Here is a 12,891-nt window from a genome sequence, read left to right as displayed (position 1 = left end):
AAGGGACATTCGGTTGCGGGCCTGCCCCTCGTCGTGTGATGGTCCGCCATAGTGCAGACGCCGCACGTTTAGGGTGCGGTTCCACGTTTTGTCGTTCCGCTATTCGACGCCCTATATGCCAGCAGAAAAGGGGGGGCGCGGATTTTCAGTGATAGTTCCCGGTAACTTAGCGCCGATCGGCGTAACTGAAAGAGGGTGTATTAGCTCGTTGGCATGATAGTTGCTGTCTGCGGAAACGTTTCTGTCGTTTTGGCGGAATACCCGGCGCGAGGTGAATGATGATGAATAGCATGCAGTCTGCGGGCAGTCTCCACTATTCAACCGTTGGCGTTACCGAGTCGCGCCGCTTCGAGTACTGGAACGACGTAGTGTTACGCCACTGTATTCCAGCCGCCAGCGCCCCTCTGGCTGGGGTCGACTTTGATGCACGGCTGACGGTACGTGGAGTGGGTCTGGTGGATATGTGTTCACTGTCCGCGCCGCTACACAGCTGGGATCGCACGGCACGTTATTTGCGCCAGGGCCCCGACGACGATCTGTGGTTGGGGTATATGCAGGATGGATACGGTCAGCTTGAACAGGGGGGACGCAAGGCGACGCTGGCAGCGGACAGTCTGGTGCTCTACGATGCCGCCCAGACATTCCGCTTCAGTCTTGGCGGGCGCGATAATCATCTGGTGCGGATCCCCCGCCATTTGCTGAGCTGTCATTTACCTGGGGTCGAACACCTCACCGCGATGGTGCTCGACGACCGCCGCCCGGGCGTGATCCCATTGCGCGAAATGCTGCGTCAGGCGGCAGCGATGCCCGCCTGTCTGAACACAGCGGATATCTCCGGCCGCTTCTCCCAGACGTTGCTGGATCTACTGGTACTGAGCCTGGAGCTACAGGACCTGAACAACGTTGGTGTTGAGCGCGATCTGTATTCCCGGATGATGAACTACATCCGGCGGCAACTTGTCGATCCCGATTTGAACATCGAAAGCTTGGCACGGGCGCACCACGTTTCCGTTCGCACCGTCACGCGTGCTTTCGCCCGCCATAAAAAAACGCCGATGGCAGTGATTTGGCAGGAGAGGCTGCAGGCGAGCCGAGAGGCTATCGAACGCGGACGAGTCAGTAGCGTGTCCCAGGCGGCGCTGGATTTCGGCTTCTCTGATTTCTCTCATTTCAGCCATGCCTTCCGCAAAGCCTTCGGCATTTCTCCTCGTTCTCTGCTGCCGAAGAAGCAGTAAAATTAGGTCTCCTGTTATCCACGCGTTGCGCCAGCAGGTGGATGACACGATGGAGCAAGTTCTTTGTCTTGCAGCGAATAACCTGGCAGACCCCTGAGGCGAGGATACGACGGCACGCTACTCATTTTTCACGAGTCTCGCCTGAGGACGTCATTCTCAGGTGTAACAACAGGCTAAACGATGCCGGTAAAACGGTCAGTGTAACCAGCGTGGCAACCAGTAGTCCCCCGATAATCGCATAGGCCATCGGTCCCCAGAATACCTGATGAGAGATGGGGATCATTCCCAGAATGGCGGCACAGGCAGTCAGGCAGATGGGGCGCGCACGATGCTCTGCGGCCGCAATAATGGCGGCATCGCTTGCCATCCCCTGAGCAAGGTTGCTGTCAACCTCGCTAATCAGTATGACGGCGTTACGAATGATCATGCCAGCGAGCGCAATCACGCCAAGCAGAGCGACAAATCCCATTGGTGTTCCGCCAGGTAACATAGCCAGCACGATACCCGGTAAACCAAACGGGGCCATCAGTATAGCCAACGCCATACGGGAATAGTTGCGCAACTGGAGCATCAACAGCAAGAGCATGATGACCAGTGTCACCGGCAGAATCGCATAGACCGAACTATTACCTTTTTCAGACTCAGCAACCGCGCCCCCTTCTTCAATGCTGTAGCCTTCAGGCAGTTCCGCGCGCAACCTGTCTACCGCAGGTCGCAACGCTGCGGATACTGCTTCGGCGCGAAGTCCCGGGGCGAGGTCAGTTTGCACGGTGATGAAAGGCAAACGCTGTCGACGCCAGATAACCGGATCATCCACGCCCCAGACTGGCGTGGCAAAGGCGCTGAGGGGAATTTGTTTACCGTCATTCCCCTGAATAGTCAGCGAAGAGAAGGTGGCAAGGTTAAGACGCTCATTGTCCCTGGCCCGGAGCACCACATCGACAAGGCGGTCATTATCGCGAACCGACGTGACTATACTGCCGGACCAGACGGTATTGAGCATCCGGGCCAGACTTTCTGACGACACGCCCGCAGCCCGGGCTGCGGGCTGATTGACCTTGAGGGTAATGACTCTCTCCGGTTCGCCTGCCGTCTGATTAACCTCGCGAGAGGAGGGGGACCGGCCAATGACATCGCTCAGGCGGTTCGCGATCGACCTGACCTTCAGATAATCTGGCCCACTCACCCGGTATTTCACTGGCCAGCCGACGGGAGGCCCAAGTTCCAGGGGCGATACGCGCGTGATGATGTCGCTAAAGCGCGTAGCCAGTATCCTGTTTAACTGCCGATGAAGACGATCCCGCGCTTTAAGATCTTTAGCCACCACCACCATCTGGGCGATATTTTCATTTGCCAGAAGCACATCCATAGGCAGGTAAAAACGGATCGCTCCCGACCCAACGTATGTCGAAAAGCGCTCAACGTTGCGGTTGCCTGCCAGGGCCTTCTCCAGCTTTTCAGCCGTATTTTGCGTTTCCGACTGCGAGGCATTTGCCGGTAGCGTCAGGCTTACCAGCAATTCTGGCCTGTCGGAGGCGGGGAAAAACTCCCCCTGCATAAAGGTTGTTCCGTAAACGGACAGACCAAGCGCAATGAGAGCAAGACACACGGTGGCGAAGCGGTGACGCAACGCCTTGCGCAGTAGCCACTGGTATCCGCGGGCCATCCGTCCAGGACCTTTCGCCTTCTGTCTGATGTTGTCAGATAACAGCCACGTCCCGGTTAACGGTGAAAACAGGATCGCGACAACCCATGAGCACAGCAGGGCGATGAGCACCACGGCAAACAGGGAAAAGCAATATTCACCGGCGCTGGACGCAGCAAATCCCACGGGAATAAACCCGGCAATCATCACAAGGGTGCCCGTCAGCATCGGAAATGCGGTCGTTTTAAAAGCCCGGGTCGCCGCCTGCCGGCGGGAATCCCCGGCTTCCAGACCAGAGACCATGGTTTCCACGGTGATCATGGCGTCATCGACCAGCAGACCCAGCGCGATAATCAATGCGCCGAGAGAAATACGCTGCAGACCTATTCCTGCCAGCATCATTCCCGTAAAGGTCATGGCCAGAACCAGTGGGATGGCCGCAGCCACTACCAGTCCGGCTCGTAAACCCAGAGAGACAAACGAAACGGCCAGGACGATCGCCACGGCTTCGATAAGCACCCGGATAAACCCGCTTACGGCGTCGCTGACCACCGCTGATTGATCGGCAACCTTGACCATCTCAATACCGTGCGGCAGCGTGACGCTGATGGCCTGCATTTTTGCATTCAGCGCGGCGCCGAAACGCAGCATATTACCGGTCGGCGCCATCGAGATAGCCAGCCCGATGGCGGGTTTGCCGTTGACCCGGTAAACCGGCTGGGGAGGCTCGGCGTTTTCCCGACTAACGGTGGCAATATCCGTCAGAGGAAGGTAACGATCGTTAATATGCAGCGTGACGGCACGTAAGCTCGCTTCAGAAGTCAGTTCCCCGCTGACCTTTATCGCCATATTTTCCTGTCCGGTGCGGATCATACCTGCCGGGACAACCGCATTTTGTGCTCTGAGGGCATCCGCTACCTGCTGGATGTTCAACCCCATACCTGCCAGACGCGCTGGAGAAAAAGAGAGAACTATCTGTTCCTGCTGCTCACCCAGCAGGCTGGTTTTTCCGATATCCGGTAACGACATGAGTTCCCGGCGGATTGTCTCAACACGGTCCCGGACCTCCCGCAGGGTATAGCCCTCAGGTATAAAGCCATAGATCGTACCGTACGTGTCATCAAACTCGTCGTCGACGGCGGGGCCCTGAACGCCTTCTGGCAAAGAGGGGGCAATATCCTGCATTTTCTTACGTACCTGATACCAGATATCCGGCACCTTTTGCGGCGGGGTATCGTCACGAAGATTGACATGAATAACGGAGCTCCCGGCGCGGGTCTCACTTTCGAGATAATCAAGCCAGGGGGTTTCCTGCAGCTTTTTTTCCAGCGTATCGGTCAGCAGTCGGGTGGTATCCGTTACGGATGCCCCGGGCCATTGCGCAGAAACAACGGCCGTTTTAATCGTAAACGCCGGATCTTCGTTACGTGGCAGGTTCTCATAACAGAACGCGCCCATAGCAATGATCAGCAGCATGAAGAAACTGACCATCTGCTGATGATTTAGCGCCCATGAGGACAGGTTAAATTTCTCATGCAATACGGGTTTCATGATTCGCACTCCCCGGCAATCACCGGCTCGCCGGAGCGTAATTTACTCACGCCGGCGGTAATCACCCGGTCGCCTGGTTCAAGGCCGCCGGAGATAATGACCGAGGTGGCGGTATAGTATGCTGGCACCACCACGCGAAGCTGCGCTTGCGACTGTGGGTTAATCACATAAACCGCCGGTTTGTCGTCGACACGGCTCAGCGCTGAAGCGGGAAGGGCGTATCCATGCGGACCCGTTGCGGGTAACGTGACGGTGACGCTGGCGCCCAGCGCCATTGCCAGCGGTGGGTTTTGCAGGGTAGCCCTGACGCGCCATGTGCGGGTCTGAGGATCGGCCTGCGGGCTAATATCTCTTACCGCGGCGGACGCTTGCACCGACGGGTCGCTGAGGAGGGAAACTCGCAAGCCAGCCTGTTCCTGTGGCGGGATCGCCTCGGGTTTAGCGATATCAAACACCACATCGCGGGCTTCACCGGTCGCCAGCGTCAACACCGACTGACCACCATTGACCACCTGACCCGCAGAGGCGCTTACTTCGGTGATCACGCCGCTTCGCGGCGCAATCAGACGCGTCCAGCCAAGGCTTTCCCGGGCATTACGCAACGCGGACTCGCTGTTTTTTAAACGCGCGCGGGCGACAAGCCAGTCTGCGCGGGCGGTATCGAGCTGCGTGCGGGCAATCGCGCCTGTTGGCATAAGCTTTTGCATTCGGTTGACGTTAAGTGCAGCAACCTGAGCAGAGGCTTTGGCTCCTTCATAATCAGCCTGTGCGCCATCGAGCTGATTCTGACTGGTTGTATTTTCAAGCGTGGCCAGCAGTTGCCCTGCATTGACCCGATCGCCAATATCGACGCTACGCGTCACTATCCGGCCGCCGGTACGAAAGCTCAGAATCGTTTCATCGTGCGCATGGATCTCTCCGGTTCTTTCCAGCGCGGGAAGGGTTTGCGCTGAGCCAACAACAACGTAGCGCACCGTTCGCACAGGATCAGTCGTATTACCCTGGTTGTCCCCGCATCCGGGCAGCAGAAAAATCACTACCGAAAGAATGGTCAGGGGGAGAAAGTGCAGCCAGGAAAGGGTGCGCGCCACGTCGTACAAATGGTGCAGACTGTGGCGGAGGGAGAGTAAAAATTCATCTGACATAACGCCGCTCCATAAAGGTGATGGCGTTATTAAATGCGCGCTTAGTCGAGAAAGATTCGACGTTTCGTCAAGGTATTATCAAGAGCGGCTATTTTCCATCTCAGACGACGTCCAGGGTAACAAAAGGGTGACTGCGAGTCCGCCGGTTTCAGGTAACGACGCGCTGATACTGCCACCATGGGCCTGACAAATCGCGCGAGCAATCGACAAACCGAGACCGCTGCCGCCGGAGTGGCGGGCACGAGACTGCTCCTCCCGGCTAAAACGGTTGAACATTTCCGGCAGGAACTGGGAGGATACCCCCGGGCCGTCATCGCGAAATTCGAGGCAATATTGCCCGCTGGCGTAGTGCAGCGTGACATCAAGATGGCCGCCATCACGCCCGTAACGGAGGGCATTTTCCATAAGAATGGTGATAACCTGGCCCATACGGAACGTATCGCCTTTGAAGGGACACGCCTGAGGATGATGAAGCCTGATTGTAAAACGATGTGCATCAGCCTGGGGCATGATCCATGTCGCCCGTTCTTTAAGCAGCTCATCCAGACGAAAGGGTTCGTTTTCCAGCACCAAATTCCCGGCATCAGACAGCGAGAGCAGATGAAGTTCATCGGTCAGGCGATTCAGGTGCTGAAGCTGTTTCATTACCATGGCCAGTTGTTCCGGGCTGGCATCAAACACACCATCCAGCATGCCCTGCAAACGTCCGATAGCGGCAGTCAGGGGGGAGCGAAGCTCATGCGCCATGGCCACATGAGAGGTACGTAACTCTTTTTCATAGCGGGCCAGTTTCCCCGTCATGGCATTAAAGTCACTGGCAAAGCTGACCATTTCAGCCGGCGCATTCCTGATGAGCTCAGCCTGGCGGCCAAATTGCCCTTCGGCGACGTCCTTTGCCGCATCACGCAGTCGGCTGAATTGCAGCGCCAGTGGCCTGGCATATCGCAATCCCATCACCACAATAAAAGGGATCATGACCAGGACCAGTAACGCCACGGTGACCCAGTCCGCCGAGGCGATGGATGGGGTTGAATAACTCAACCCCCACCAGGTATCGACGATTTGATGGAAGCGCGCCGGGTTCGCCTGCGGGTTCTGGCTGAGCGCGAGAAACTCTTGTCGGACCGATGCCGGCATTCTGCCTATGTTCCAGTAATTCTGCACCGCATAACGTAGCCACATACAGGTCGCAATGACAATTACGCTTCCGATGGCCAGCGCTAATATACGTGCGCAAATCCAGCGCCACAGGGAGGAGTAGCGGGTTTTTGTCATGGTTGTCTGAACCTGTAGCCTACGCCGCGAACGTTAACCAGCACGCCGGAAATACCCGCCGCCTCGAGTTTTTTACGCAGGTTATAAATATGGGTATCCACCACGCGCTCCAGGGCTTCACTTTCCGGCAAACAGTGCTCAAGTAAATGCTGGCGGGAAAAAGGACGTGAAGGAGAGCGCATAAGCGTGGTCAGTAGTGAAAATTCGGTTGGGGTCAGATCCAACGTACGCGGTGTGGTGTCCCCGTCGACAATGCTCGCCACGATGGCCGTAACATTCACTTCAAGCGATTGCCAGCGAAGGATCTCTTCCTTTGTTTCTGTTTGATTGCTGCGGCGCAGTACCGCCTGCACCCGAGCCACAACTTCTCCCGGATGGTAAGGCTTAACAACATAATCATCAGCGCCATAGCGCAAGGCGCCAATACGATCGGGTGTATCTCCCATGGCGGTGACCATGATCACCGGAACATCATTTTTACGGCGCAGGCCAGCCAGGACTTCGGTGCCGTTAAGCCCCGGAAGCATCACATCCAGCAGGATCAGATCGGGTTTCCACCGGTGCGCCATATCCAGCCCGGAAAGACCGTCTCCGGTAATGACGACATCGTAATTTTCACGGCGTAAATAGGCTTCGAGCACGCCAGCCGCATCGGCGTCATCTTCAATAATCAGCACTCTTCTGGACAACATCCATTCACCTTGACCGTTTCTTAACACTATCCCGACGATTCATTGATTTTGCCAAATCATACTGCGCCAACATTTTGTGGCGGCTCCTGCCTCAGGAGAAGCCGGCGTCTGTGAGGAGAACAGTATGATAGCGATAAAAAAAGCCCTGTATATGACCGTACCGCTTTTGACGGCCATGACATCCTGCGTACAAGCAAATGATGACACTTCCTCCGGCACCTTCACCATTGGGCTGGGAGGCCACTACACTCCGCGATATTCAGGTTCAGACAAGCAGGTATGGCAGGTGGTTCCTGTACTTCAGGGGCGTAACGGCGCATTTTTTATTGATACGCAGAAAGGGGTGGGATATGACCTGCAGAACGCCAGCGGCTGGTACTTCGAACATACGCTGGGATACGATCTGGGAAGGGCGGATAAAAACGCCAGCTGGCGGGCAGGGGCAAATAATCTGAAAGGGATGGGAGACATTGACGCCTCCCTGAACACGGCCCTTGCCGTCGGCTGGCAGGCGCTTTCGTGGCTCAGTGTTGAAGGTAAAGCGACGCTGCCTTTAACGGACAGCCAGGGGGTAAGCTACCAGGCATCCTTGACGTTGCTCCCTGTACAAACTGACCATGACACGGTCGCCTTTCAGACGGCGGCCCTGTTTGGCGACAACCGTTACCTGAATACCTGGTATGGGGTGGATCCGCAGCAGAGCCAGCGCTCAGGTTATAGCCGCTATTCAGCACCGGGGGGATTTTATGGCATAGACAACAGTCTGACCTGGAGTCACCAGTTTGATGCCCACTGGGGCACGCTCCTGAGCGCTGACTATACCTGGCTTGGGGAGCATGCAAATGAGAGCCCGATCGTGTTACGACGTAACGAGGCGGCACTGACAGCAGCTGTCATCTGGACATTTTAGGGCGGAGAAAGCGCGGCGTGCGGTTTGTCGGGTTAGCATTGAGTGAGTCGGCATTGTTTGGCAGATACGGAACCAGAAACGAGACATGATGTTAACGGCGCCGGAAGACCTGGTGCGGTCCTCGTGTCACCGGCGTGCGTTCGGCTAAAGAACCCAACGACGGTCGAGAGCGCCACATGCGTGCTGGAGGAGTTTATGCCAAAACGCCATAGCTGGTCCGCCGGGAGGTTTTCGTATACGTCGTTCACGGTCGGCATCAGAGTCCCCTGAGTGAGAGCGGCACGTGATGGAAGGGGCCATATCCAAACGTGTCAGCAGCCGCTGAATGACAAGATGGTGTTTATGGATTTCATGGGGAAGAGTTGGCGCTATGGGGGGATTACGCGCCCTGATATCATATTTAACATAATATACATTATGCGCACTCATATGGTGGTGGCTAAGTTGTAAGGTCTGCTCCTGGATAAGTTACTCGTAGATTCAGCATCGATAGATTCTGATGACGGCTCATGCGGCGGAGTTTTTTGCTTTGGATAAAGTTAACCGACTCAAAGTTATTAGGACGTTATCGTTCGGCGTCTGACTACACTTGATGGCCACACAGCGCCTGAGCATATCTGACAGCCTGTGCCGATGCCTTCTGTCGCGTTACCGTGAATCTGGCCCGCTGGGTATGGCTAGCCGTCGTCGTTGAAAACCCAGCAATAACCAACGACCTGATGGTCTTGCCCGGTACGTACTCAATATTATCCGCTTGAGATATCTGACAGACACTGCCGACGGTTGTTGGAGCGCTATCGTGAACATGGGCCGCTTTCACTTGTTAACCGTCGTCGTAGCCAGCCTGGCAACCGGCAACTGAGAACGTGTACTGCGTACTATCCGCGAACATTACGCTGATTTTGGTCCGACAGTACGCCAGCTGATGACACCGACTGGTTTAGGGAACCCTGGCAAATTACGGCCGCGCGTACATCAATCTCGCCTGCGTCGGGCCTGTACCACAGAGCGCATCCAAATTGATGTCTGCGGGCATCACGGGTTCGAGTGATCGTAATACGCTTATCGCCCTCCTCCATTTGTCAATATGTGTGCTTTCTGTTGACCTAATTTGACAATTGGTGACCAGGCAGTAATTATCATGTTAATTACTGACCAGGCAGCTATCATGAATACCCCAATCGACTCTTCCCATAAAAACCTGCATCTGGGTTTGCTGTTCCATCTGGCAAACCAGTTTAAGGACCTGCTTATCGGCCATTACTTTGCCGACAGCGGCATTACCGCACCGCAATTTAAGGTATTGATTAATATATTTAAAGGTAACACCAGCCCGGCAGAAATCTGCAAGAGCCTGCAGATGGATACCGGGGCAATGAGCCGTATGGTTGCACGTATGGTGAAGAACGACCTGGTCGAGCGCCGCCCGAATCCGCACGACAAGCGCCAGGTGATCCTGGCCCTTACGGCAAAAGGTCAGACGCTGTGCAATACGTTTCAGAATGAAGCACTGAATACCATCCTCGCGGACTTAACGGCGCGTCTGACGCCCGAAGAATCCCGGCAGCTCGCAGATATTCTTATCAAAATGCTGCCCGATGAATTCACGGCCCCCCATCGCTAATTAAGGTCACCGGTTATGTCTATGGAAAATAACGCGCCTCCCTCGGACAAGCGCCCAGGCAAGCGTACAAGAAACTTCGCCATTTTATTACTGATCCTGATCCTCGCGGCAGGAGGCTGTCTGGCCTGGTATCTGCTTTACGCCCGCTATTACGAGAGCACCGACGATGCTTACGTCAACGGAAATCAGGTCACCCTGACACCGCAAATCACCGGTACCGTGACTCAGGTGACCGTGGATGAAGGCGATTATGTCGAAAAAGGCCAGCCCCTGGTTCTGCTGGACCCAAGCGATACCGCCATCGCCCTGCAGCAGGCTGAAGCCAATCTCGCCAGCACAGTGCGTCAGGTGCGTGGTCTCTACAGCACTGCCGACAACTACCGTGCACAAGTTGCTGCCAAAAAAGTAGCCCTGCAAACAGCGAAAAGTGACTACGTGCGCCGGGAAAAAATTGTCAGTTCCGGCGCCATTGCGGTGGAAGATCTGGCGCACTACCGTGATGCCGTGACCAGCGCGCAAAGCGATTTACTGGCTGCCGAGCAAGCGCTCAAAACCAATCAGGCGATGGTTGATGACACCGTGGTGGATAACCATCCTGAAGTCAAAACCGCCGTTGCGACGCTGCGCCAACGCTATCTCGATAACTCCCGCAGCACCATTGTTGCGCCCGTCAGTGGTTACGTCGCTAAACGTGCTGTGCAGCTCGGGATGCGTGTCACCTCCGGCACCACGCTGCTTGCCATCGTGCCGCTGAATGAAGTGTGGGTGGATGCCAACTTTAAAGAGAGCCAAATGCAGGACATGCGTATTGGGCAAAAAGTAGAGCTGAATGCGGATCTCTATGGCGATAACGTGAAATATCACGGCACCATCGAAAGTCTCGGCATTGGTACCGGTAGCGCATTCTCACTGTTGCCAGCCCAGAACGCCAGCGGCAACTGGATCAAAATCGTCCAACGCCTGCCGGTACGCATCACGCTTGACCCACATGACATGCAGAAGCATCCGCTGCGTGTGGGTCTGTCGATGAACGCTGAGGTGGATATCCGCAATCAGGGTGGTCACCTTCTGCCACAAAAAACCGTCGAACAGCCGCGATTCCGTACCGATGTGTATGAAACGCCAATGGAAGCAGCCGATAAACTGGTGGCGAAAATCCTTCATGACAACACCAGCGCTGTAGCCCAGCGCTAAGAGAGAAGCTATGTCAGAGCCGAAGGCAGCCTTTACGCCCCCCAGCCTGTTCCTGGCGACGCTTGCCCTGTCGCTGGCGACCTTTATGCAGGTGCTGGACTCCACCATCGCCAACGTGGCGCTGCCGACTATCTCCGGCAACCTGGGCGTTAGCGCCGATCAGGGGACATGGGTTATCACCTCTTTTGCGGTGTGTAACGCTATTGCTCTACCGTTGACAGGCTGGTTTACCCGCCGATTCGGGCAGTTGCGGTTGTTTATCGCCTCGGTGATGTTCTTTACCCTGACGTCATTTCTGTGCGGCTTCGCCCACAGCATGACGGAGCTCATCATCTTCCGTGCGCTGCAGGGCTTTTTCGCCGGGCCGATGTTCCCGATGTGTCAGACGCTGTTGCTGGTTATCTTCCCGCCGATGAAACGCAGCATGGCGCTGGCGCTGCTGTCGATGGTGACCGTGGTGGCGCCTATCGTGGGGCCTATCACCGGCGGCTGGCTTACCGATAACTACTCCTGGCCGTGGATCTTCTACATCAACGTGCCGATTGGGATTTTCGCCTCCATCGTGGTCTGGTCGCAGCTGCGCATGCGTGAAGAAACAACGCAGTCATCGCCTGTCGACTATATTGGCATCGCGCTGTTGGTGCTTGGCGTGGGCCTGCTGCAGGTGGTGCTGGATAAGGGCAACGACGAAGACTGGTTCTCTTCTACGCCCATTATCGTGATGTCTATTGTCTCGGCGATCAGCCTGATTTGCTTTGTGATATGGGAGCTGGACGAACGTCACCCGATTGTGAACCTGCGGCTGTTCAAAGACCGCAACTTCGCCATCGGCACGTTGGCGCTGATGCTGGGCTATGCCGCGTTCTTTGCCATCAACATTATTCTGCCGCAGTGGTTGCAGACCCAGATGGGCTACACGGCTATCTGGGCCGGTCTCGCCGCTGCGCCGATGGGCTTCTTACCACTGGTGCTGACGCCAGTCATCGGACGTTACGCCACCAAAGTGGATTTGCGAATTTTATGCTCAGTGTCATTCCTGACAATGGGGGCATCCTGTCTGATGCGCGCGCAGTTCAATACTGACGTGGATTTCCGCACCATCGCCAGCGTGCAGATGTTTATGGGGATTGGCGTGGCCTTCTTCTTCATGCCGCTGACAACCATTGTGCTGTCGAATCTGCACGGTAACGAAGTGGCGGAAGGCTCAGGACTGGCCACGTTCTTTCGCGTACTCGGCGGCTCCTTTGCCTCATCGTTAACCACATGGATCTGGCAGCGACGTGAAGTTTTCCACCACGCGAATCTGACCGAGAGCGTGACACAGTACAACCCAGCGGCTATGGATTACGTAAATAAGATGGGTGGCCCGACGCAGCAGCATCTTGCGATGATTGACCAGGTGGTTACCCAGCAGGCCTACATGATGTCGACAATCGACTATTTCTGGGTGCTCGGCTGGGGTTTTATGGCGCTGATTATCATCATCTGGTTCACCCGCCCGCCGTTCGTGAAATCGGGTATGCCAGGCGCGCCCGCAGCAGGTCACTAAACTGAAATTCACACAGGCAAACTTCGCTGAACGAGCACTGCGTACGGATGGCTCTATCGAGCGCCGGGCCA

Annotated in this window: 9 protein-coding genes and 1 pseudogene; 6 read left to right on the top strand and 4 right to left on the bottom strand. The window is 55.9% G+C overall.

Translation table 11 applies throughout. The features are described 5' to 3' along the window. The first annotated feature begins 281 nt into the window (after window positions 1–281). Window positions 282–1,235 (top strand): helix-turn-helix domain-containing protein, encoded by a 954-nt coding sequence (locus R0140_RS13615; protein ID WP_032730996.1) that lies wholly within the window; start codon window positions 282–284, stop codon window positions 1,233–1,235. Window positions 1,236–1,356: 121 nt separating this feature from the next. Here the strand turns inward: R0140_RS13615 and R0140_RS13610 are convergent, their stop codons facing one another. The 4 genes from R0140_RS13610 to R0140_RS13595 form a co-directional block, all read right to left on the bottom strand. Beyond that, the gene (locus tag R0140_RS13610) at window positions 1,357–4,431 is read right to left on the bottom strand and encodes an efflux RND transporter permease subunit (protein WP_317704049.1); all 3,075 of its coding nucleotides are present in this window, start codon (window positions 4,429–4,431) and stop codon (window positions 1,357–1,359) included. Next, window positions 4,428–5,576, bottom strand: coding sequence for an efflux RND transporter periplasmic adaptor subunit (locus R0140_RS13605; protein WP_012968228.1), 1,149 nt, complete (start codon window positions 5,574–5,576; stop codon window positions 4,428–4,430). Before R0140_RS13605 ends, R0140_RS13610 begins: the two co-directional genes overlap by 4 nt. 78 nt (window positions 5,577–5,654) lie before the next feature. Then, the gene (locus R0140_RS13600; RefSeq protein ID WP_317704048.1) at window positions 5,655–6,851 is read right to left on the bottom strand and encodes a sensor histidine kinase; all 1,197 of its coding nucleotides are present in this window, start codon (window positions 6,849–6,851) and stop codon (window positions 5,655–5,657) included. Then, complete coding sequence (locus R0140_RS13595; RefSeq protein ID WP_012968226.1) at window positions 6,848–7,543, bottom strand: response regulator; 696 nt, start codon at window positions 7,541–7,543, stop codon at window positions 6,848–6,850. Before R0140_RS13595 ends, R0140_RS13600 begins: the two co-directional genes overlap by 4 nt. A 124-nt stretch (window positions 7,544–7,667) precedes the next feature. Here R0140_RS13595 and R0140_RS13590 point away from each other — a divergent pair, with 124 nt between their 5' ends. The 5 genes and pseudogenes from R0140_RS13590 to R0140_RS13575 all read left to right on the top strand — a co-directional run bounded on the left by R0140_RS13590 (window position 7,668) and on the right by R0140_RS13575 (window position 12,820). Beyond that, the gene (locus R0140_RS13590; protein WP_012968225.1) at window positions 7,668–8,453 is read left to right on the top strand and encodes a MipA/OmpV family protein; all 786 of its coding nucleotides are present in this window, start codon (window positions 7,668–7,670) and stop codon (window positions 8,451–8,453) included. A gap of 499 nt (window positions 8,454–8,952) precedes the next feature. Further along, a pseudogene (locus R0140_RS27820) lies at window positions 8,953–9,216 on the top strand (ISNCY family transposase); the annotation flags it as partial. 405 nt (window positions 9,217–9,621) lie between these two features. After that, a complete protein-coding gene (locus R0140_RS13585) occupies window positions 9,622–10,077 on the top strand; it encodes a MarR family winged helix-turn-helix transcriptional regulator (protein WP_008804876.1) in 456 nt (151 codons plus the stop codon). A gap of 15 nt (window positions 10,078–10,092) precedes the next feature. Beyond that, on the top strand, window positions 10,093–11,271 hold the full coding sequence (locus R0140_RS13580; protein WP_022065822.1) for an efflux RND transporter periplasmic adaptor subunit: 1,179 nt from the start codon (window positions 10,093–10,095) through the stop codon (window positions 11,269–11,271). A gap of 10 nt (window positions 11,272–11,281) precedes the next feature. Further along, window positions 11,282–12,820, top strand: a complete 1,539-nt coding sequence (locus R0140_RS13575; RefSeq protein WP_012968223.1) for a DHA2 family efflux MFS transporter permease subunit — start codon at window positions 11,282–11,284, stop codon at window positions 12,818–12,820. Window positions 12,821–12,891 lie beyond the last annotated feature (71 nt).

This window comes from Klebsiella sp. w6 (assembly GCF_033100215.1).
GTDB classification, from domain to species: Bacteria; Pseudomonadota; Gammaproteobacteria; order Enterobacterales; family Enterobacteriaceae; genus Klebsiella; species Klebsiella variicola.
The sequence above is the reverse complement of the archived record's forward strand: the minus strand, read 5'-3'. Positions and strand labels throughout refer to the sequence as shown.